At 51.8% G+C, this 22,706-nt stretch carries 21 protein-coding genes; 9 read left to right on the top strand and 12 right to left on the bottom strand.

Annotation, left to right across the window (positions count from 1 at the left end):
- Positions 1-39: 39 nt before the first annotated feature.
- The 3 genes from V8I28_RS10970 to V8I28_RS10980 all read right to left on the bottom strand — a co-directional run bounded on the left by V8I28_RS10970 (position 40) and on the right by V8I28_RS10980 (position 2,251).
- Positions 40-1,329, bottom strand: a complete 1,290-nt coding sequence (locus V8I28_RS10970) for a UDP-N-acetylglucosamine 1-carboxyvinyltransferase (protein WP_341780142.1) — start codon at positions 1,327-1,329, stop codon at positions 40-42.
- Positions 1,330-1,453: 124 nt separating this feature from the next.
- A complete protein-coding gene (locus V8I28_RS10975; protein ID WP_341780143.1) occupies positions 1,454-1,990 on the bottom strand; it encodes a TetR/AcrR family transcriptional regulator in 537 nt (178 codons plus the stop codon).
- Between the two features lie 108 nt (positions 1,991-2,098).
- The gene (locus V8I28_RS10980; protein WP_341780144.1) at positions 2,099-2,251 is read right to left on the bottom strand and encodes a hypothetical protein; all 153 of its coding nucleotides are present in this window, start codon (positions 2,249-2,251) and stop codon (positions 2,099-2,101) included.
- A gap of 164 nt (positions 2,252-2,415) precedes the next feature.
- Here V8I28_RS10980 and V8I28_RS10985 point away from each other — a divergent pair, with 164 nt between their 5' ends.
- Positions 2,416-4,749 (top strand): ABC transporter ATP-binding protein/permease, encoded by a 2,334-nt coding sequence (locus V8I28_RS10985; protein WP_341780239.1) that lies wholly within the window; start codon positions 2,416-2,418, stop codon positions 4,747-4,749.
- 238 nt (positions 4,750-4,987) lie between these two features.
- Here V8I28_RS10985 and budA read toward each other — a convergent pair whose 3' ends face one another.
- Both budA and alsS read right to left on the bottom strand, forming a co-directional pair.
- Complete coding sequence (gene budA, locus V8I28_RS10990; protein ID WP_341780145.1) at positions 4,988-5,695, bottom strand: acetolactate decarboxylase; 708 nt, start codon at positions 5,693-5,695, stop codon at positions 4,988-4,990.
- A 13-nt stretch (positions 5,696-5,708) separates the two neighbouring features.
- On the bottom strand, positions 5,709-7,385 hold the full coding sequence (gene alsS, locus V8I28_RS10995) for an acetolactate synthase AlsS (protein ID WP_341780146.1): 1,677 nt from the start codon (positions 7,383-7,385) through the stop codon (positions 5,709-5,711).
- Positions 7,386-7,502: 117 nt separating this feature from the next.
- Between alsS and V8I28_RS11000 the strand changes: the two genes are divergently transcribed.
- Positions 7,503-7,922 carry a MarR family winged helix-turn-helix transcriptional regulator gene (locus V8I28_RS11000; RefSeq protein WP_341780147.1) on the top strand — a complete coding sequence of 140 codons (420 nt, stop codon included), beginning with the start codon at positions 7,503-7,505 and terminating at the stop codon, positions 7,920-7,922.
- Between the two features lie 361 nt (positions 7,923-8,283).
- On the opposite strand, the gene V8I28_RS11005 is transcribed toward V8I28_RS11000, so the two are convergent.
- The 3 genes from V8I28_RS11005 to V8I28_RS11015 form a co-directional block, all read right to left on the bottom strand.
- Positions 8,284-9,888, bottom strand: coding sequence for a CTP synthase (locus V8I28_RS11005; RefSeq protein ID WP_341780148.1), 1,605 nt, complete (start codon positions 9,886-9,888; stop codon positions 8,284-8,286).
- A 169-nt stretch (positions 9,889-10,057) separates the two neighbouring features.
- A complete protein-coding gene (rpoE, locus tag V8I28_RS11010) occupies positions 10,058-10,714 on the bottom strand; it encodes a DNA-directed RNA polymerase subunit delta (RefSeq protein WP_341780149.1) in 657 nt (218 codons plus the stop codon).
- A 44-nt stretch (positions 10,715-10,758) separates the two neighbouring features.
- Positions 10,759-11,199: a DUF1934 domain-containing protein gene (locus V8I28_RS11015; RefSeq protein WP_341780150.1), complete on the bottom strand. Its 441-nt coding sequence runs from the start codon at positions 11,197-11,199 to the stop codon at positions 10,759-10,761.
- Positions 11,200-11,654: 455 nt separating this feature from the next.
- On the opposite strand from V8I28_RS11015, the gene V8I28_RS11020 reads away from it, so the two are divergent.
- From V8I28_RS11020 to yidA (V8I28_RS11050), 7 genes are all read left to right on the top strand, one after another.
- Positions 11,655-12,464 (top strand): TrmB family transcriptional regulator, encoded by an 810-nt coding sequence (locus tag V8I28_RS11020; RefSeq protein ID WP_341780151.1) that lies wholly within the window; start codon positions 11,655-11,657, stop codon positions 12,462-12,464.
- 15 nt (positions 12,465-12,479) lie between these two features.
- Positions 12,480-13,349: a sulfite exporter TauE/SafE family protein gene (locus V8I28_RS11025; RefSeq protein WP_341780152.1), complete on the top strand. Its 870-nt coding sequence runs from the start codon at positions 12,480-12,482 to the stop codon at positions 13,347-13,349.
- A 15-nt stretch (positions 13,350-13,364) separates the two neighbouring features.
- On the top strand, positions 13,365-14,354 hold the full coding sequence (locus V8I28_RS11030; protein WP_341780153.1) for an ornithine cyclodeaminase family protein: 990 nt from the start codon (positions 13,365-13,367) through the stop codon (positions 14,352-14,354).
- 177 nt (positions 14,355-14,531) lie between these two features.
- Positions 14,532-15,365: a lipoate--protein ligase family protein gene (locus V8I28_RS11035; RefSeq protein WP_341780154.1), complete on the top strand. Its 834-nt coding sequence runs from the start codon at positions 14,532-14,534 to the stop codon at positions 15,363-15,365.
- A 78-nt stretch (positions 15,366-15,443) separates the two neighbouring features.
- Positions 15,444-16,829: an HD domain-containing protein gene (locus V8I28_RS11040; protein ID WP_341780155.1), complete on the top strand. Its 1,386-nt coding sequence runs from the start codon at positions 15,444-15,446 to the stop codon at positions 16,827-16,829.
- Complete coding sequence (gene yidA / locus V8I28_RS11045; protein WP_341780156.1) at positions 16,830-17,645, top strand: sugar-phosphatase; 816 nt, start codon at positions 16,830-16,832, stop codon at positions 17,643-17,645.
- A 19-nt stretch (positions 17,646-17,664) separates the two neighbouring features.
- A complete protein-coding gene (yidA, locus tag V8I28_RS11050; protein WP_341780157.1) occupies positions 17,665-18,474 on the top strand; it encodes a sugar-phosphatase in 810 nt (269 codons plus the stop codon).
- Between the two features lie 272 nt (positions 18,475-18,746).
- Here the strand turns inward: yidA (V8I28_RS11050) and V8I28_RS11055 are convergent, their stop codons facing one another.
- The 4 genes from V8I28_RS11055 to glmU all read right to left on the bottom strand — a co-directional run bounded on the left by V8I28_RS11055 (position 18,747) and on the right by glmU (position 22,699).
- On the bottom strand, positions 18,747-19,001 hold the full coding sequence (locus V8I28_RS11055; protein ID WP_341780158.1) for a hypothetical protein: 255 nt from the start codon (positions 18,999-19,001) through the stop codon (positions 18,747-18,749).
- Between the two features lie 777 nt (positions 19,002-19,778).
- Positions 19,779-20,129 (bottom strand): DUF3899 domain-containing protein, encoded by a 351-nt coding sequence (locus V8I28_RS11060; RefSeq protein ID WP_341780159.1) that lies wholly within the window; start codon positions 20,127-20,129, stop codon positions 19,779-19,781.
- A gap of 126 nt (positions 20,130-20,255) precedes the next feature.
- Positions 20,256-21,236 carry a ribose-phosphate diphosphokinase gene (locus V8I28_RS11065; RefSeq protein WP_057732706.1) on the bottom strand — a complete coding sequence of 327 codons (981 nt, stop codon included), beginning with the start codon at positions 21,234-21,236 and terminating at the stop codon, positions 20,256-20,258.
- A gap of 83 nt (positions 21,237-21,319) precedes the next feature.
- On the bottom strand, positions 21,320-22,699 hold the full coding sequence (gene glmU, locus V8I28_RS11070) for a bifunctional UDP-N-acetylglucosamine diphosphorylase/glucosamine-1-phosphate N-acetyltransferase GlmU (RefSeq protein WP_341780160.1): 1,380 nt from the start codon (positions 22,697-22,699) through the stop codon (positions 21,320-21,322).
- Positions 22,700-22,706 lie beyond the last annotated feature (7 nt).

Raw genomic sequence — 22,706 nt, forward strand, 5'->3', positions numbered from 1 at the left:
CCGTTGAATTATACCATGAAAATAACTTGTGAGCAACGATTAATCTTGGCCGTTTTCTACCAAACTTTCCTTACTCACAATCTCCACGTCGGCGTTGAGCGCCGTCAACTTATCAACGATGCGGTCATAGCCGCGTAGAATGTTATCGGCTTCTTCAATCTCGGTATCGCCATCGGCCATTAACCCCGTAATCACCAGCGCGGCACCGGCACGAATCTCGCCGGCCTGAACCTGGCTACCAATCAAGTCATCACTCGGATCGACCACAATCATGTCGTCTTCCGAGCGAATGTTAGCGCCCATCTTCCGTAATTCGGCGATGTGCTTGATGCGTTTGGGATAAATGGTGTCGATGACCACGCTACTCCCGTTCGCGCGGAACAGCAGCGGCGTCAGCGGTTGCTGCAAGTCCGTCGCAAAGCCGGGGAACGGCATGGTCTTGATCCGAATCGGCTTTAGGTTCTCCGAGCGCGGCACGTAGATGCTGTCTTCGTTAATCTCTAACGGCACGCCCATCTCGATCATCTTGGCGGTGAAGGCCTCCAGATGTTCGGGAATCACGTTTTTAATGACGATTCCGTCACCGATTGCGGCGGCCATGGACAAATAAGTCCCGGCCTCAATCCGATCGGGAATAATCGTGTGGGTGTTCATCGCCCGCAACGTGGGTACCCCTTCGATTCGAATGACGTCGGTGCCGGCACCGCGAATGTGGGCGCCCATGTTGTTCAAAAACGTCGCCACATCGATGATTTCCGGTTCCTTCGCGGCATTTTCAATCACCGTGGTTCCCACGGCCTTTACCGCGGCCAGAATCGAATTGATGGTGGCCCCCACGGAGACCATATCTAAGAAGATTCGTGCGCCGTGCAGGCCCTCGGGACCGGTCGTAATACGCACGGTGCCCTCGTGTTCTTCCACCGTGGCCCCCAACGCCTCAAACGCTTTGATGTGTTGGTCAATCGGCCGCGGACCAATGTTATCGCCACCCGGGAAACTTAGCGTGGCCCGTTGGAACCGCCCCAACAAGGACCCCATAAAATAGTACGATGCCCGTAAGCTCTTGATGGCCTTACTAGGTAGCGGTGCTTCAACAATCTCGGTGGGGTCAATCGTTAGGACCCCGTCTTCAAAGGTGGAATGCACGTTCATTGATTTTAGAATTAACATTAAATTGTGCACGTCAAGGATATCCGGTACCATATCAAAACGGACCGGCGTATCAGCGAGAATCGCTGCCGGAATTAAAGCCACTGTGCTGTTTTTGGCGCCACCAATCGTCACTTCTCCAGAAAGGCGATGGCCGCCGTGAATTATCATTTTTTTCATTATGAAGCTATCCTCACTTAATAATCTTCCATTTAATTCCATACAGTCAGATACCATGATAAATAATGCCAGCCGAAAAGACAATACTTTCCCAGCATTCTGGCTAAAATGTAATATTAGCCCACTATAAGACCTCGTCTCGAAGGTCATCAAGGTTCCGCGCTAGAATGGTGTCGATGATGATTTGCGTCAACTTATGGGGTGTTTCGGGCATGCCGTCCTTCACCCATTTTTTCAAAATATTCTGCAGACCGGCGCCGATGTAGACGCCCTGGTAATCGGGAATCAGCGGGGGCTGCGGCTTGGTGCGGGCCAGGAGCTCCTGCATCCGATCCAGGAGCTGCGTCTTACCCTCCACGAAGACCAGATTACTGAGTTTCTTATCCTCGTAAAAGGCCGTCAACAGATGTTCTAACGCCTGACTGGGTGTGGCCCCCTCCAAGGGGTGCAACGACCGGACAAAGGCTTTCTCGATGCTTTCTACACAGTCATAAACGTCCGTGTAGTAGCGGTAGAAGGTCGTTCGATTCACATCCGCCTGCGCACAAACCTCGGTTACCGAAATGGCGTTAATCGGTTTACTCTCTAACAATGAGAGCACGGTCTCCTGAATCACGCGTTGCGTATACCGTGCTCGCCGATTATTTTTCACACCAACCATAGCTTTCACTCCTATAAGATTTAATCCGTGGCAACGCGCGGACCACGGCCACTTAACAGATTAATTATAAGCGACTTTACGTGCGATTTACCGCATTTTCCTGTAAAGTTAAACCCAGTCAGGATGAGTCGCCACATCTTCAGTCATATTTTCTAACTGAACCGCGTTGCCGTCACGCAACTGCGCTGGGTTCGGCAAGTGATGGGCGTAACCCCACCGATTGGCCGCGACAACCGGTCGCCGTTGCGATTTTCGCAACATTATCCCAGAAACTGTCGCTTTCACAACAGTTCTGCTTACATTGGCGCTTGCTAATCACGTCATTTATTTTTATCATGTAAGACACGGTGTTGCATTAATGTCTAGTTTATCAGAAAAGCACCGTGAACAACAGCCGAATTCAAAAAATGGAAGGATTATTTTACATGCTGGAACTCAAACATATCAAGAAATACTACTACGTGGGAGACTCCGTGACGAAGGCCCTCGATGACGTTTCCGTTGCATTTCGTTCCCAAGAATTCGTGGCCATCTTGGGGCCCAGTGGTTCCGGGAAGACGACCCTATTGAACGGCATCGGTGGTCTGGATATTTACGACTCCGGTGACCTGGCCATCGAAGGCCGCTCGACCAAGGACTACTCCGCCGCCGACTGGGACGCCTACCGGAACAACTCCGTGGGCTTCATCTTCCAAAGCTATAACATTATCAGTCACCTGAGCATCCTTGATAACGTGGAAATGGGAATGACCCTGAGTGGCGTGCCCAATGCCGAGAAGAAAGAAAAGGCACTCAAGGCCCTCGACCGCGTGGGCCTGACCGACCACATCAACAAGAAGCCTAATCAATTGTCCGGGGGGCAACTTCAACGGGTAGCCATTGCCCGGGCGATTGCTAACGAGCCCGAAATTCTCCTGTGTGACGAACCCACCGGTGCCCTGGACACCGCCACCAGCGAAGAAATCATGCAGCTAATCAAGGAGCTGTCGGCCGAACGCTTGGTCATCATGGTTACGCATAACCCCGACCTGGCCCACGAATACGCCGACCGAATCATCGAATTCGCCGATGGGCAGATTCAGCACGACTCCAACCCTTACGATGGGCACACCGACGCCGCTCAATTCAAGTTAAAGAAGACCAAGATGACCTTCTGGACGGCGCTGAAGCTTTCCTTTAACAACATTCGGACGAAGAAGGGGCGGACCGCTTTAACGGCCTTTGCCTCCAGTATCGGGATCATTGGGATTGCCGTGGTCTTGGCCCTATCCAATGGGTTCCAGACCCAGATCAACAAGACCCAGTCCAACACCTTGGCGCAGTTCCCGATTACCATTTCGCAGACGGCACAGGATACCAACACGACCGGGCCGCAGAATGATAAGAAGACCACCAAGTCCAAGAAAGTTGTGGCCAAGATTAGTGATGCCGATAAATCGGTTCACCAGAACAAGATTACCAAAGGTTACTTAAAATATGTTAAAAACATTAACCACGATTTAAGTAAGAATATCACCTACACCTACGCCACGGGGATGAACCTCCTGCGGCAGACCAACGGCAAGACCAAGACCGTCTCCTTCTCCAACACGGACAGTAGCAGTAACAACAGCGGCAGTGCCATGTCCGCGGCGATGGCCAGCTCCACGGGGGTCGGCGGGTCCGTCTACCCGAGTGCCAGCGATGGCGGCACCAACTTCTTGAAGAAGCACTACAAGGTGTTGGCCGGTAGCTATCCTAAGAGCGCCAACGATGTGATTCTATTGGTCGACCGGGACAACTCCACCAATATTAACGCCCTGAAGAACCTGAACTTTGACGTCAAGAACAATCAGAAGTTAGACTACAACAAGATTGTCGGCACCAAGCTGAAGGTCGTCAACAACAACGACTACTACCAGAGCCTGCCTACCGGCAATTACGTGCCAAACAAGGCCACCAACAGCCTGTACAACAACAAGAACAACACCACGATTCGGATTGCCGGAATTCTACGGGTCAAGTCCAAATCCTCGGAAAACGTCCTGTCTTCTGGAATTATCTACAGCGACAAGTTGACCCAAAACATCATCAAGGCCAACAAAAATTCCGATATTGTGAAGGCCCAAAAGAAGTCCGACAGCAATGTGATGACTGGCCAATCGGTTAACTCGGATACCAAAACCAGCCTGGTCAGTTACCTCGGTGGCTCGACCACACCGTCTGGCATCTTAATCTACCCGAACACCTTTAAGAACAAGGACAAGGTGCTTAAGTACCTGGACAAATACAACCACGGCAAGAGCAAGGCTGACAAGGTCATCTACACCGACATGGCCGGCACGGTTTCCGACCTGACCGGTGGCCTGATGAGCGCGATTACCTACGTGCTGGTGGCCTTCGCCGGAATTTCACTGGTCACGAGTATGATCATGATCGCCATCATCACCTACACGTCCGTCCTCGAACGGACCAAGGAAATTGGGATTCTGAAGGCCTTGGGGGCCCGGAAGAAAGATATTACCCGCGTGTTCGATGCCGAAACCTTTATTCTCGGGGTCGGCTCCGGGGTCCTGGGTGTGATTATCGCCTGGCTCCTGACGTTCCCGATCAACGTGGTTCTAAAGAACATTACCGACTTGGGTAACGTGGCTCACCTGAACCCCGTCCACGGGATTATCCTGATTATCATCAGTACCGTCCTGACCATGATTGGGGGCCACATCCCAGCCCGGATGGCCGCCAAGAAGGATGCCGCCACGGCACTACGGTCGGAATAATCCTGACTGGTAAGCTGTACTGGCCACCTTACCGTTCACAAAATACGCTGACTTTCAGCGCCAGTTAACCCAGTCAATTTATTTTTTTACATCAACACCCTGCAGCTTATCTTCATTCTGCAGGGTGTTGATGGTTAGGAATCCCTTTAGCCGCGAACCTTGACCCATAGCCCACAACAAAGCACCCCGCCAATCATTTCTGATTGACAGGGTGCTTTTGAATTGAAGCTTAATCGTTTTATTCGGCTTGGTGAATCACGCCGGTAATGTCATCCTTCGTAAAATCATGGTTCCGGTATTCGGCGTTGTCGGTCGGTAGGTGTTGTTCCAGCGTCGAGAACGTCTGAACCTGAACATCCCCGGTGACCGTGCCAAATTCCAAGAGGTGGCCGCCAAAGTCGTGACCATCCGCTAGGAAGTGGTCGTGATAGCCTCCCACCGCGGCGCCATCGAAAAGTTGTGGTGAGTAGTAGCCCAATAAGGTTCCCGCCACTTCCTTACGATTAAAGACGCTCTGGTTCTTGGCCGTTTCCGCCAACGACTTGAAGGGCCGTTCCGACTTCGCCACGGCACGGGTCTTCACGTCCGTAAAGGTCCCCTTGACCAGAATGGAGAAGAACGTATTGTTGTCGTGCGTCAGCCCCAGCACTTGGTCGTGAAGTTCCTCCTGCGTGGCGTTCTCCACGGTCATCAATGGCCGGTACGCCGCAAAGTGGCTGTTGGCGAAGGGCAACTTAAAGTCGTCCGAAACCACGTTGACCTCGCCACGACTGTTAACCTGATAAGGCTTGCCGTCTAAGATAATCAGCTCGCCGTCCAAGCCCTCACCGGTCCCAATCCCGGTATCGCCGTGCTGCAGCAATTTCTTCATGGTCAACGTCCCGGTTAAGAGTCCCGGAACCAGCAGGGCCAAGGTTCCGTGTTGATACAGTACTGTTTCGTTCATATCATTACTCCCTTTAGCTTAAAACATCTTTCAACAATAATGATTTTAGTTTTAAATTGTCCCGATAGTCAACCGGAATCTGAACGATCACAGGTCCCTCGGTCTGGAAGGCTTGGTCTAAGACGCTGGCTAAGTCAGCCGCGTAGTCGACTCGTAACCCTTTAGCCCCAAAACTTTCGGCGTACTTCACGTAGTCCACGGGACCGAAGCTGACCCCGGCCTCATGACCGTATTTGGCAACTTCTTGGAATTTAACCATATCGTAGGCGCCATCGTCCCAGATTAAATGGACGATTGGGAGTTTCAACCGGACCGCCGTTTCTAATTCCTGGCTGGAGAAAAGGAAGCCCCCATCACCGGAGACGGAAACGATCGGTTGGCCGGGCCGTTCCAACGCCGCGGCAATCGCCCACGGGAAGGCCACGCCCAGCGTCTGCATCCCGTTACTGAAGAGCAGGTGCCGCGGTTGGTAGCTCCGGAAGTACCGGGCCATCCAGATGTAGAAACTACCGACGTCCACGGTCACCGTGGTTTCGTCATTCACTTTATTCTGTAAGGCTTGGATGATGGCCAGCGGGTGAATCCCGTGTTGGTCATCGGCGGCCGGAGCTACGGCCTGTTCGGTCAGGGCCTTCGCGGACTTATCGAGCTCGGCCTGCACGTTCTTGGCGAGCGCCCAGTTAGCCGGTAGCTTTTGGACCATGGCCCGAAGCGTCTTGGCGATGTCGGCGTGAACGACCATCTCGGGTTGATAATCCGTGGTGAGTTCGGGCACCACGCTATCTAGGCTGATGACGTCGCCGGTCCGATCGGCATTCCAGATCCGCGCTTCATATTCCACGGGATCGTAGCCGACCGTGATGACCAGATCGCTTTGCTTTAAAAGATTATCGCCGACCTGGTTGCGGAAGAGTCCGACCCGGCCAAAGTAGTTGGAGACGAGGTCGCGCGAAACCACACCGGCCCCTTGGAACGTTTCCACCACGGGAATTGCGGCGTGCTGGAGTAATTCGCGAATGGCACTCGTGACGTCACTGGCGGAAGCCCGCATCCCAGCTAAGATCACGGGCAACTTGGCGTGTTGAATCTTTTCCACGATGGCATCCACGGTTGCGGCGTCCGCCACCCCTTGGTCCACGCTCGGCACGGCCTTGATTTCTGGCCGGTCAACGGTCCCGTTCAACACGTTTTGCGGTAAGGAAATGAAGGTTGCCCCGGCCTTAGGCGCCACGGCCGTCTGATAGGCATTGGCGAAGGCTTCGGAAAGACTGTTGGCGTTTTGCACTTCCACGCTAGACTTCGTGGCCGAGCTCAACAGTTCCTTGCTGGGAATACTCTGGTGGGTTAACCGGCCGATGTCGTCTTGGGGTACTTGGCCACCCAAGGCCACCACCGGGTCCCCTTCGGCCGTCGCCGTAATCAGGCTCGTGGTCAGATTGGAGACGCCAGGACCAGACGTGGTCGCTACCACGCCGGGCTTGCCGGTCAGACGACCAATCCCGGACGCAATTAAAGCTGCGTTCTGTTCGTGACGCGTAATGATTAGCTTTGGCGTCCGTGGATCCTTGCTATACTGAATCCCCTCAAATAGTTGGTCGACCTTGGCTCCTGGAATACCAAAAACATATTTAATACCTTGATTAATCATGCTTTGAATCAGTGCTTGTGCACCCGTCTTCGTATCTTTCACCGTTAACCCCGCCTTTTATTTTTTTAGTTGTGTTGACAAGTCAACTTAGATCTATCATAATTGCCCTAAGTTGTTTTGTCAACACAGAACATTTCGGGGAAAGGAACTGAATGAGCCATGAAAGATCTAGGTTACTTGGCGCAAGACATTTCCATCTTGCATCGAAAATATTATAAGGACACGCGCAAGGCCTTCGCGAATCTGGGATTAAATCCCACGGCGGCCTGTGTCCTCCTCACCGTGCACGAACACCCCGCCGTCAGTCAAAATCAGGTTGCCAAAACTTTGGTAATCGACAAGGGACTGACCACCCGCGAGGTCAATAAGATTCTGGGCCTCGGCTATCTGACTAAAACGGCCGGTAGCGGCAAGACCCAACTCCTGACGCTCACCCCCGCAGGCAAAGCCGTCGTGGACCAGGTCCAAACAATTCGCCGCAGCTGGTGGCAAGACCGCTTCGATCAGACGGGCATCAACGCCGACAGTCCGCTGATTCCGGCGATCGAGGCCGCCGTGGCCAACATCATTGAACCTTAGGTGACGGAAAAATATGGATAAAAAATGGCATCACATTCCCATTCAATCGGGAGATGTGATGCCATATTTTGATCTGATTTTTGAGTTGCGTATTTGCGGTTAGATTTGTTCGAGGCGTTCGCTCCAACTCTACATAGCCGAAACGTGCGCCATAAAGGTCCCTGCGCTTAACCCCAATCAGGCCAAAAGCCAGGTTCGGGCTTTTCCGCTTGAACACTGGGTTTGTTCGAGGCGTTCGCTCCAACTCTACATAGCCGAAACGTGCGCCATAAGGCAGGTTCCTGCGCTTAACCCCGCTAAGCAAAAAAGCCAAGCCCGGGCTTTTTCACTTAGCGACGTTAATGCTCAGAACCTAACCGTCTTATTCTGCACTCTGACTCGCGGCCTTAATAAAGTCGCGGAACAACCCTTCCGGACGATTTGGCCGGGAGAGGAATTCTGGGTGGTATTGGGACGCCACGAAGAATTTCTTTTCTGGCAATTCAATGACTTCCACCAAGTGGTCGTCCGGGGACGTGCCGGAGAAGACCAAGCCCTTAGCCGCCATTTCCGCACGATACTGGTTGTTGAATTCGTAACGGTGACGGTGACGTTCCTGAACCATTTCCTGGTTGTCGTAAGCCGCCGCAGCCTTGCTACCCGGCTTCAGCTTGCAAGGGTACAGCCCCAGCCGTTGCGTACCGCCCATCTCGTGGACGTCCGTTTGGTCGGCCATCAAGTCGATAATCTTGTGGCTGGTCTCTGGGTCCATTTCCGTCGAGTTGGCATCCTTGTAGCCCAGCACGTCGCGGGCAAATTCGATGCTGGCCACCTGCATCCCCAGGCAAATACCGAGGAATGGCACGTCCTGTTCCCGAGCGTACTTGATCGACGTAATCATGCCTTCAATCCCACGGTCACCGAAGCCACCAGGTACGATAATCCCATCGGCATCGCCCAGCGTCTGCGCCACGTTGTCCGGCGTAATCTTCTCGGCGTCAATCATGTCGAGGTCAATCTTGGCATCGACCGGATACCCGGCGTGTTGCAGGGCTTCCGCCACGGAAATGTAGGCATCGTGTAAGCCCACGTACTTGCCGACTAGGGCAATCTTGATGGACCGCTTTAAGTTTTGCATGTGGTCCACCATCTTCGACCACTTGGCCATGTCGGCCTTGGGTGCTTCCACCTTGAAATGGTCCAGAACAATCTGATCCAAGCCTTGTTCCTGCAAACGCAGTGGAATCGAGTAGATGGTTGGCACGTCCATGGATTCAATCACCGCGGAAGGCTGAACATCACAGAACAACGCAATCTTTTGCCGCATCTCGTCGGTGATGTGATTTTCCGTCCGCACGACCAAGATGTTCGGTTGAATCCCGATACTCCGCAATTCCCGAACGGAGTGTTGCGTTGGCTTGGTCTTCATTTCATGCGCCGCGTGGAGCGTTGGTACCAGCGTGGTGTGGATGTAAACCACGTTGTCATCGCCCACTTCGGACTTCATTTGCCGAATGGCTTCCAGGAAGGGTTGGGATTCGATATCCCCCACGGTTCCCCCGATTTCGGTAATCACGAAGTCGGCGCCCAACGTCTTACCGGCGCGCATGATTTTTTCTTTAATCATGCCGGTGATGTGTGGGATCACTTGCACAGTTGCTCCCAGGTAGTCACCCCGCCGTTCTTTTTCCAAAACTTCTGAATAAATCTTACCAGTCGTCACGTTAGAATACTTGTTCAGATTGTTATCGATGAAACGTTCGTAATGACCCAAGTCCAAATCCGTTTCGGTCCCGTCATCGGTCACGAAGACTTCCCCGTGTTGATACGGGTTCATCGTGCCGGGATCCACGTTGATGTACGGATCGAATTTCTGAATGGTTACGTTAAGACCACGATTCTTTAACAGCCGCCCCAGGGAAGCCGCAACGATTCCCTTACCTAGTGATGAAACCACGCCGCCAGTCACAAAAATATATTTGGTCATGTGCAAACTCCTTGTAAGATTATTTAGGGTTTTAAAACTATAAAAAAGCTCCCTATTCATTCGGAATAGGGAGCTACTTCACCGTCCAGTTGTCCTCGCTACAAGTAGCAAGGAGCCCAAAAAACATAGTACCTGTTTTTGGGACGGAGGTCAAGCGAACATTTAAAATTTATTTCTGATCGCTATTGTCATCTTCATCGTCTTCTTCGTCGTCATCGGCGGAAAAGTCGAGATTGTCGGCATCATCATCTGGGGCTTCCATTTGAGAAAGCTGATCTTCGATACCATCAGGGATGTCTTCTGTATCGTCTTCTTCATCATCGTCATCGATGCCTAGGCCGGTCTGTAACTTACCCAGGTCCGGTCCCGAACCGTTGGCACTGTCGTCATCATCGTCATCATTGGCGGCGTAAGCAGTCGTGTCATCGTCATCTTCTGGATCGTCGTCATCGTAATCGATCACGTCATCGTCATCGGTCGTGTCGGCTAAGAAGGCGTTAACCTTCTTCCGCTTCTTACGCTTAGGTTGATCTTCGTCTTCCTCGGCGTGAACCGTTGCTTCATCGATGGATTCAAACGGATACCAAGTTCGCAGTCCCCAAAGGTTATCACCCAGAGAAATGAAACTACCATCGACATTTAAATCCGTATAGAATTGGGACAGCCGGTCACGAACTTCGGCATCGCTGTCGCCTAAATAAGCTTGGACGGCGTTTGCTAAGTCAGCAAATGCCATCACATCGCCGTGTTGCGACAAAATAGCGTGCGCAACTTCGATCATTGATAATTCCTTTTTATTCTGGCCCTCAAAGACTTTTAATTCCAAACTGGTGCACGTCCTTTCCACAGTCTACGAAACATGATACTCGCTTATGCCGTAAATTGCAATCTAATCTTGTAGTTCCCGACTAATTCTTCACCGGCATAGAGTAAGTAATCAATCTTAACGTTCCCGCTAAACGGTCTTTCCTTGAAGCTCGTCTCTAAGTAAGGGGTCACCGTTTCAATCGGCATAATCCCGTAAGGCGTGTTATACCGGGCCGTGACCCGCTTGCCACTGATGAAGTGTAGGCGCAGCTCCGCCTCGGCGTTACGGGTCAGGTGAACCTCCCCTTCCGGCGTAAACTTCATGGTTACCGGGGTCTTTTCTCCCGTATCGTTGTTGGGTTCCAGATACCGTAAGTAGAGGTTCGCCCCCATCTGGACGAGCTGGCCGTCAACATCCAATTGATAGTCAGAAACATCGTCATTTTGTTTGATATGGGTTTCTAGGTGAATCATCACGGGCACTCCCGCTGATAGTTGATCCATCTGCACACTTCCTTTCCGTGAATTATCTGGATTAATTATAGTTCATTTATTGCCGAAAGCCTACTTATTATGCTCTTGGGGGCGCGGAAAAATTGACTGAAGGGACCAGACTACGCGCTTTGCCAGCGTAATGCTAATTACACTTACTTCTAACTTTCACTGAAATACGCTTCGGGGAAATTTCCAATACTGGTTTCATTCAAGAAGCTCTCCACAAGCATTCTGCCAATCCAGCCAGAAAAAGATTGTGAATTTAAAACTAAAGTTGCAGACAGTTCCAGCCAAATTCATTTACTGTATCCGCTTTCCATATTGACTTTAACCCTGACCCAGTCTAAAACCCTGAGCCGTCAGATTGTGAAACTTTATAAATTAAATCACAAAGTGTGGACATTTGAGAGATTCGGGATATAATAGTACCCAATGGTAGCTACTATTTAAAAAGAGGGATAATTATGGAATCTGTTACTGAACTACTCAGCAAGTTTGGGCTAACTTCTAGTGAAGCCAAGGTCTACGTTTCCCTTCTGCAGATGGACGCATCTACAGGATATAAAATTAGTGGGAAGTCTGGAATTGCTCGCTCAAAAGTTTACAATGTTTTATCATCCTTGGTCAGTAAAGGACTTGTCTTACAATCCAAGGATGAAAAGTCACTCTACACGGCACTGCCTGTCGATGAGCTTGTCTCTAAACTACAGCACGATAGTAAACAAGATATCGAGGGCATTCATAAATCTCTCAAGAATCTAAGCCCTGAGACTAACTCCAGCCTAATCTGGTCAGTTAATGCCTATGATCAAGTATTTGAGAAAGTTCTTTTTCAAATTCGCAACGCACAAGAAAGTCTTTATGTTCAGATATACTCAGAGGATCTGTCCGAAGAGCTCATTCAAGCCTTATCCGACGCTGAGAGCCGTCTTCATAAATTTGTAGTTATTTTATTCAGCAATCATCATCGCTATAACCTTCCATTTCGTCGCTTCTATAAACATTTCTTCGAAGCCGATAAGGTCTTAGACTATGGTGGTCGTTGGATCAATGTCGTCAGTGATACTAACGCCGTAACATATGGAAAACTACCGAATGACTCTGGCAACACGGATGTGATTTGGACTCAGAATAGTTCCATGATCTTTCTGGCACAGGAGTATGTTCTCCATGATGCCTACAACCTCCGAACTCTAACTATTCTCCATGACGCCGCTGAAGAAAAATTTGGGGCCAACTTGGAAGGGGTTCGCGATATCTATTTTGATAAGTAAAGAAGGGAAAACATCATGCAAAAAATCTTAATTATTGCCATCATTGCTATTAACTTTTTATTTATCTTTGTTCTCGTCCGTGATCTCCTTAAACATCGCCATGAAATCATGGAAGAACCTGCCAGTCCGATTTGGACACCACTTTCGCAAATTGTCATTTATTTTCTATCTACATTTGGCATTTCAGATTTCGCAATTTCTACCGCCCTTTACCCTAAAGTAAAATGGGTCTCAATGAAAAAGCTTCCCGGAACCTTAAACACCCAATGTGTTATTCCAGTTTTCGTCATGTCACTAGCTTATATTTCAACCATCACTGTCGGTGTAAAGACCTTATTAGTCGCCATCATTTGCCAAGTCATCGGCGCCTATCTAGGTCCACGATTTGTGGTTAAATTACCTGAACATATTATTCGAATTTTTGTCATTATTGGTTTGTTGGTCGCTACTGGTTTAATTCTCGCTGGTAAATTCGGTTGGATTCCTTCAAATGGAACTGCAACTGAATTATATGGTTGGAAGCTCTGGACAACTGGTCTTCTCATGTTTATCTATGGCGCTTTGAATAACATTGGAATTGGATCTTACGCCCTTACCATGGCTACCGTATACGCTATGGGAATGAATCCAGTTGCTGCCTTCCCAATTATGATGGGTGGTTGTACCTTCTCCGTTTCCGTCGGAAGTATGCAATTCATTAAGCTTAATGACTATTCACGTAAAATTACAATGTTCTCTGTCTTCGGTATCATTGGCGTTTTAATTGCCGTTTACCTAGTTAAGAGCCTGAATACTTCCGTTATCCAATGGATCGTGATTGTCGTCTTGCTTTACTCCGCAATTAGCCTTTACCTCGACAGTCGTAAGACCACTGAAGCCGCCTAAGAAAGGACTATAACCATGAGATACTTGTCTGCAAAAGATATTCACAGTTTTTTCTCCATGCGTAACGCGATCGATGCCGATGCTGAAGCGTTATCTCTTTATTCTTCCGGCCGCGCGGATATTCCATTGCGAACCAACATTAACATTCCGGAATACAATGGCCAAAGCTTATATATGCCCGGATATGTCAGCGGTTCAGCCCCTGCACTAGGCGTTAAAATTGTTTCTGTTTACCCTGACAATATCAATCAGAAACTACCCAGTGTTCCTGCAACAATGATCACCCTTGACGCCCAGACCGGGATTGTAAATGCTATTTTAGACGGCACTTACCTAACTCAACTCCGAACAGGTGCCGTTCAAGGGGCCGCAACAGAATTACTAGCCAATGAAAACAGTAAACTGGCTTTGCTCATCGGCACTGGTGGGCAAGGTATGGCCCAACTTGAAGCCATGTTAACAGTCCGTTCGCTCGATAAAGTCTATATCTCCGACTTGGATATGAACCGTGCACAGAAATTCTGCGAAACAGCTACTCACAAATTTTCTAAACTCTTTTCCACCCAGTTCGAACCGGTTAGCAACCCTAATGCCATCGTTCCTGAAGTTGATATTATCACTTCCGTAACGACTTCTAAGAGACCAACATTTGACGGCACACTAGTAAAAAAAGGTGTTCACGTCAATGGGGTTGGTGCTTATACACCAGAAATGTGTGAAATCCCAGTTACACTTTTGAAACAAGCTGACCATATTGTATTTGATACTTTAGATGGTGTCATGGCTGAGGCCGGCGATATCATTCAGTCCTTGAAACAAGGCGCAATTAGCAAGCAGGATATCAGCGGTGAATTAGGCCAGGTGATTAATCACAAGATATCGGGACGGACGAGTGACGCGGAAATTACCTTCTTTAAAACTGTTGGAACAGCAGCTCTAGACGCGATTGTTGCTGATCGCATTGTCAAAAAAGCCGAAAAAGAAAACATTGGTATCGAGCTATAAAAGATGAGGCTCTTCACAGCTAGGTCATTCCTAACTTTGAAGAGCTTTTTTGAGAAAAGCTACCTAGTGCTCTGTTTTCGACTCATTTTCCGTCTAAATTGGTCCAGACCATGACGGCACCCCAGTTTTCTAGTATAATGGAGACACTGTAATCACTTGACGAAAGGTGGTGGGGTGATGGGCCCCTTAGACTTACCCACCGACCGGATTCAGGTCGTCACCACGCCCATTCCGGCCGATCAGAAGAACTTAGCTTTTGGTTATACGAATGCCCTGTTGGACTTGGTCCCCACGCTCAAACAGCCCATACTGCACTTCTGGACCATGCAACCGACCGTAATCATGGGACTCAAGGACAAGCGGCTTCCCGAGCTTACAGCGGCTATCAGGGCCGTTCAGCGCTATGGTTATGACTACGTGCTCCGTAATTCTGGGGGACTGGCCGTAGTGGCGGACGGCGGCGTGCTCAACGTCTCCCTCTTCTCGCCACTCACCACGCCGCCTCTGAGTGTGGACGCGGCTTACGCTCAGATGACCCAGCTAGTGGCTACGGCTTGGCCGGAACTGGCGTTAGAACACTACGAAATCACCCGCTCCTACTGTCCGGGGGACTATGACCTGAGCGTCAACGGCCTTAAGATTGCCGGTATCGCCCAACGGCGGAGCACCCAGGCTCTGGTGACCATGCTGTACCTCAGTGTGACCGGGGACCAGGGGCTCCGCGGCGACCTCGTCCGCAGTTTTTATCGCGCCGGGCTGAACGGCCACACCAATGACTGGGACTTTCCGGACGTCGACCCGGACGTCATGACCACCACCGCAGCGTTACTGAATCAATCGCTCACCGTGGCCGACGCCGAACACCGTTTTCTCACGGCCTGTGACACACTGGGCCTGGACGTGGGGCGCGCCAAACTAGCCGCCATGATGGCCGAACCGCGGTTCACCACCAGCCTCGAACGGGCGACCGCCCAGATGGCCCGCCGGCAACCCCGGCTGGACCGCGCGTAACGCGTTAGTCACCGACGAACCGCAGTGAACTGGTAAACTAGGTATCAGAAGCACCATTCACCGACTTAAATCTAATAGATGTCAGGAGGAATCACTGTGAGCTACGCAACCGCACGGCTACCCCGAGAAAAGGTCTTTCGGGATCCCGTACACAACTATATTTACGTCCAACACCAAGTCATCTTAGACTTAATCAACACCCGAGAATTTCAACGACTCCGGCGGATTAAGCAACTCGGGACCGCCTCCTTGATCTTTCACGGGGCGGAACACTCCCGCTTCACCCACTCCCTGGGCGTCTACGAGGTCACCCGGCAAATCTGCGACAATTTCCAACGAAATTACCCGACCAAAACGCCGGGGGACGGCGGCTGGGACGACCACGAACGGTTGACCGCGCTGTGTGCCGCGCTACTCCACGATATCGGCCACGGCCCGTACTCCCACACCTTTGAACACATCTTCCACACCGACCACGAAGCCATCACGGCCGAGATTCTGACCTCGCCCAAGACGGAAGTCAACCAAATTTTGCGGCGGGTCAGTCCAACCTTCCCACAAGAGGTGGCCAGCGTCATTCAAAAGACCTATCCGAATCCCCAAGTGGTCCAGATGATTTCCAGTCAGATTGATGCCGACCGGATGGACTACCTTTTACGCGACGCCTACTTCACTGGGACCGAGTACGGAACCTTTGACCTAACGCGGATTCTGCGGGTCATGCGACCGTATAGGGACGGCATCGCCTTTGCCATGAACGGGATGCACGCGGTTGAAGACTACATCGTCAGCCGTTTTCAAATGTACCAACAGGTCTACTTCCACCCGGTCTCCCGGTCCATGGAGGTCATTCTCGACCACTTGTTGGGCCGAGCCAACGAACTCTATCAGGCGGGCAAGAGCGATGAGAGCTTCATCCCCCACCTGCTACTGCCCTTCTTCAACCACCAGTTCGACCTGGACGACTACCTCAACCTGGACGACGGCGTGCTGACGACCTACTTCACGCACTGGCGCCAGTCTCCGGATGAAATTTTAGCCGACCTGGCCCACCGTTTCTTGGACCGTAAACCCTTGAAGAGCGCCATCTTTGACGACACGACTCGCGACCAACTGCCCCACCTGCGCGAAATGATTGGTTCCGTGGGCTTCAACACCGATTACTACACGGCCACGGACAACAGCTATGACCTGCCGTACGACGATGCTTACGACCCGAAGGTGACCCATCCGTTGACCCAGATTGAGTTGCAGGAGCCGGACGGTAGCCTCCGCGAATTATCGACCGTCTCCGACCTGGTCAACGCCATTCGCGGGAAGTTCACCGGCGACCAACGGTTCTTCTTCCCTAAGGAAATGCTGAATCCGGGCGACGACACACCGGAAATCTTCCAGCCCATCTTCGACGAATTCGGTAGCTACATGCACAACGACCAATTGATTTCTCGGAAAGAATCTGATTAAATGGGGATCAAGTTGATTGCCGTGGACATCGACGGCACCCTGCTCAACCCACAAAACGTCCTGACCACCGCCACAATTACCGCCATTCAAGCGGCGACCGCGGCCGGCCTCAAGGTGGTGCTGTGCACCGGACGACCCTTATCCGGCGTCCAACCCTACTTGGATGCTCTGGGCCTACACGGCGACGACCAATACGCCATCACCTACAACGGTGGACTGGTCCAAACTGTGGCCGGGCGGGTATTGCTCAGCCACCCGTTGGCTTACGCCGACTACGTGGACCTGGAGGCCTTTGCCCGTAAGGCCCGCGTCCATTTCCACGTGGTCACCCCGCATCACCTGTACACGGCCAATCGCAACATCAGCCGCTACACGATTAAGGAAAGTCAGCTGGTGCACCTGCCCCTGCGTTTTCGCGAGGCCACGGCGATGGACCCGCACCTGTTGATGCCGACCGCCGTCTTCATCGACGAGGTGGCTAAGATCGACGCGCTCCAGTTGCCACCGGCTCTGGCTAACCGCTTCTACGCGGTCCGCACCGACCCACACTTCATTGAGGTGATGAGCCCACAGACCAGCAAAGGCAATGCTCTGCGCGAATTGGCCGCCCACCTGGGCTTCACGCTTGCCGACGTGATGGCGGTGGGCGACCAGGACAACGATTTAACCATGATTACCGCCGCCGGCTTGGGTGTCGCCATGGGAAACGCGAACGACCGCGTCAAGGCGGCCGCCAACGTGACGACACTGACCAACGCGGCGGATGGCGTGGCGGCGGCCATTTATAAATACGCATTGAACCCAGACTTAGCATAAAAGGAGAATTGACAACACCATGACCATTAAGATGATTGCGATTGATATTGACGGAACGCTACTGAACGAAAAAAACGAACTGGCACCGGCCACCATTGAAGCCATTCAAGCCGCAAAGGCCCAAGGCATCAAGGTCGTCCTCTGCACGGGGCGGCCACTCACCGGGGTTCAACCCTACCTGGACGCGCTGGGCATCAGCGGAGATGACCAATACGCCATCACCTACAACGGGTCCGTTTCACAGACGGTCTCCGGCAAGATGATGACCAACCACTCCCTGAGCTTCGACGATTACATCGACCTCGAGGCGCTGTCCCGGAAGCTACAGATTCACTTCCAAATCGAAACGCCGGACTACATCTACACGGCCAATAAGGACATCAGTGGTTACACCATCTTCGAAAGTAACCTCGTGCGCATGCTGATTCGGTACCGCGAAGTCGGCGAGATGGACCGCAACGTGACGATTTCCAAGGCCATGTTCGTGGACGACCCCGAGATTATCAATCGCGTCAACCGTGAGATTCCCCAAGACGTTCGCGACCGTTACTACGTGGTTCAAAGCACCCCGTTCTTCATCGAGGTCATGAACAAGAAGGCCAGCAAGGGGAACACGCTGGGCGAATTGGCCGCGAAGTTAGGCTTTACGGCCGATGAGGTCATGGCATTGGGCGATCAGGGAAACGACCTGACCATGATTCAATACGCCGGCCTCGGAGTTGCCATGGGCAATGCCATCGACGAAATCAAGGACGCAGCCCAAGCGGTGACGCTGACCAACGCCGAAGATGGCGTGGCGGCGGCCATTCGCAAGTACGCCTTGAACTAACCTAATGAGGCGTGGCGACACACATTGGACTGGTCGCCTTACCGTTCGCCAAATTTGGCCTGGAACGCGCAACTTTTAACATTTAAATTCATCGCTTCTGGGACGGTCCGGTTGTGGCCGTCCTTTTTTTCGCCAATTTTCTCACCATCCCCGTATCTTAGGACGACAAAAAGACCTTCACCAGCCAATCGAAATCAGCTAGTAAAGGTCCACACACGCATCACCATTAACCATTATCGCTAAAAACCTCTTCGGCTCCCGCCGGCACGCCATCAAGTAGCTTGTCCCGTGGGGGCCGGATTCCTTGCGGCATGACTGGGCAAAATGGGTTCGCGTTCAGCGTTGGTCATCACGTTGCGTTGACCGATGGGTTCCACGCTAAGCCGCTTACTTTCCCGTGGCGCAAGCCGAACTGCCTGCGTTTTGTCCGCCGCAACTAGCCTTGTCGTGTGGCTACCGCTCACGGCCCAGACGGCCCCACCGATTAACATCACGCTAACTAAAGTACCAATTTTTTTAATCATCATCAGACTTGGCTTCCCTTCGCCCTTTACTTTAGTCTTGGCGTCAGTTTTGGGAAACTATTCGAACGGCGCCGCACTGGCTTGATAAACTTTAGGGGTCTAACCATTTGATGATGCTTATACCCTAAAGGTTGAAAGACAGAAATCGACTAAAACTATGATCATCGCGTAACTCATGACGTTATTATTAGTCGTTTACAGCTTCGCAGTGGAAAGTGGTCGCCTTACCGCTCGCCAAATATGGGTTGGATCGCGGTGGGCGGACCGGACCGAGCCTGAAAAGCGGTCTCGGCCTCGCTTTGAGCCGATAGCCCACGTCTCAAAGACGCCAGTTCCCTAAGCGGCATGAACCACCGCTAAAGGAACTCCCACGGCTGAAACCATATTTGGCTCACTCACGGCTATGAAAGTGCTGGCCAGCAACCAGCAGCTTAACCCAACGTGACGACTGATTTGTCGATAAACGTCGGTGTTACTGATAAGCACCATCCCGCCGGAGATCGCCAGGGGTGGAGCCAGCTGTGTCGACGGTGTTAGCTGAGGGCCTTTCTCAGCTTACAGCGTGGGGCGACTTGGGAGACTTGCGGGTTTGGCAAGGCTTCCAAGCGAACCGGAAGCCCGCTTCTCAGGCTGAAGGTGTCCCCCATAGCAGGCGGACCCCCTGGCAGGCGCAGGCTCCTGGTTTCACCAATTTTAGTGGACAGAACACTGCTGTTACGGGAATCAGCGCGTTTATTCTACTTTCAATCTTTAGTTATACCTTAGTGTTCAGCATAAGCCCTAGAGCAAGGTCAAAATAACCCCGACCACGATGTAGCAAGCCCCCGCCGTTAAGCCAAACCGGGCGCCCCCGTTAAACACGATGGGCGAATTCTTCACACTGGCCACGTGGCGGACGCCAACCTTTTCTCCGGGCAAGGGATCTTGCCCCTTCTTACGCCGGTGTCGCCACCCCGTGAAAAGATGTCCCTTCGCTAGGACGCAAATTAAACCAAAAATAACCAGCGCTAGGCCAACCATGAACAGTAGATTACCAATGCCCATGAGTGGCTGTCCTAAGATCCGCATGGCTAAGGCCACGACCAGGCCACCACCTAGCCAGCCGGTCGTCCATCTTTGCCAACTTCTCATACCATAAACTCCCTTCAGCTAACCGCTAGTCCGGCGTTGATATCTTTTCAATATAGCGGTTGCGTAAAAAATTTTAAAGAAAAAACTTGAGCCAACGCACAGCGCCGCTCAAGTTTTTGGTCCGTTCTATTGTTCGTGACTCCGGAAACGGTTCTTGAACAATGGGCTGACCGGCCGGTTTTCGTTGATCCGCTTGATGGCTTGGCCAATCAGGGGACCGACGGAAATCTGTTGAATCTTTTCAATCTGCTTGTCTGCCGTTAATTGGATGGAATCCGTCACCACCAGTTTCTTAATCGGTGACTTCTTAATCCGTTCGATGGCGGGACCAGACAGAACGGGATGGGTACAGCTAGCGTAAACTTCCTTGGCGCCAGCGTCCATTAGAGCTTGAGACCCTAACGTAATCGTCCCGGCCGTATCAATCATGTCATCGATCATGATGCAACGTTTGCCCTTGACATCCCCGATGATGTTCATGATTTCCGCCACGTTAGCTCGCGGCCGCCGCTTATCGATAATCGCAATCGGCGCCTTCAGGAATTCGGCCAGGGCCCGGGCCCGCGTCACGCCACCATGGTCGGGTGAAACGACCACGGCGTCTTCGTCCAAGTGATTGGTCAAAAAGTAGTCCGCCAGCAACGGAGCGCCCATTAAGTGGTCCACGGGAACGTCAAAGAACCCTTGGATCTGGGCCGCATGCAGGTCTAAAGCCAAGACCCGCGTGACCCCAGCGGTCTGTAACATGTTGGCCACCAATTTAGCCGTAATGGGTTCTCTGGACCGGGCTTTCCGGTCTTGCCGGGCGTAACCGTAGTACGGAATGACCACGTTGATGGTAGCCGCACTCGCGCGCCGTAAAGCATCAATCATGATCAACAGTTCCATTAAGTTGTCGTTAACCGGAGCCGACGTCGACTGGATCACGTAGACGTGGCTTCCCCGGACACTCTGTTCGATGTTAATGCGAATTTCGCCGTCACTGAACCGGTCCACCGAAGTTTTCCCTAATTCAACACCAACCTCGTTAGCAATCTTTTGGGCTAACGGTTTGTTGGAGTTTAACGCAAAAATCTTTAGTTTAGGGTCAAAATATTGCGTAGCCATAATTTCCTCCAATAGCAAATGATCTGCCAGAATTTACTACAATAATTTTATGCTATCGGGTCTCGAAACACAAGACCTTCAGCCTAATCTTCACCGCGATACGGGAGTTTCTGGTAATAATTGGGTTTGTTGGTCTGCCGTTGCCGGGCAATCGCCATGTCAAACTTGTTGACAGCATCGGTAATCGTAGAACCGGCCGCGATAAAGCTGTGGTCGGCCACCGTCAAAGGCGCCACCAGGTTAGAGTTGGAGCCGATGAAGGCGTCGTCGCCCACCGTCGTCTCGTGCTTGTGCTTACCGTCGTAGTTGACGAAGACCACGCCACAACCGACGTTGATGTTCTTGCCGAGCTTGGCGTTCCCCACGTAGGTCAAATGCCCCACCTTGGTGCCCTCGCCAATCGTGGCTTTTTTGACTTCCACAAAGTTCCCCAGGTGAACCTTCGGGCCGATGTGAGATTCTGGCCGCAGGTGGCTGTTCGGGCCAATGTTGGAGCCGCTAGCCATATCGGAGTCTTCAAGCAATGAGGAGGTCACCGTGACGTGGTCGGCCAACGTGGCATTGCGCAATTCGGAGTGTGAGCCGATGTAGCAGTCATCCCCGATAACCGTGTGGCCCTTCAAGAGGACGCCCGGTTCGATGATGGTGTCGGCGCCAATCTTCACGTCGGCATCAATGTAAGTCGTCTCGGGGTCGATTAGCGTCACCCCGTCACGCATGTGTTGTTCGTTGATCCGCTTACGCATAATCTTCGTGGCGTTGGCCAAAGCGACCCGGTCATTGACGCCCATGGATTCGTCGAAGTCGGCCATCTTGTAGGCCGCCACGATATCCCCTTGATGCTTCAAGATTTCAATGACATCGGTCAGGTAGTATTCGCCCTGCGCGTTGTCGTTGGACGTTTCGTGAAGCGCCGCAAAGAGCTTCTGGTTATCGAAGACGTAAACCCCCGTGTTGATTTCGTGAATTTCTTGTTCTTCGGACGTGGCGTCCTTTTGTTCCACAATCTTTTCCACAATCCCGATATTGTTCCGCACAATCCGGCCATAGCCCGTTGGATCGGGCGCCACGGACGTTAAGATGGTAGCGGCCGCGTGCTTGGCTTCGTGATAGGCGAAGAGGTCTTCAAAGGTTTCGGCTTGGAATAATGGCGTATCTCCGCTAACAATCAGCGTGGTCCCCTCTTCATCCTTTAAGAGCGGTTCGGCCTGTAAGACGGCATCCCCGGTTCCTAATTGCTTGGCCTGCAGGGCGTATTGCGTCCGGTCACCCAACGTGGCCTTCACCTCATCGGCACCGTAGCCGACAATCGTGACGACCTTATCCATGTTGGTCTTTTCGACCTGGGTCAACACGTGATCGACCATGGCCTTGCCACAAACCTGATGAAGAACCTTGTACAACTTTGACTTCATCCGCGTACCCTTACCGGCTGCGAGGATAATCGTATTTCTAGTGCTCATTCCGATA

The sequence above is a fragment of the Levilactobacillus sp. HBUAS70063 genome (assembly GCF_038374745.1).
Lineage (GTDB): Bacteria > Bacillota > Bacilli > Lactobacillales > Lactobacillaceae > Levilactobacillus.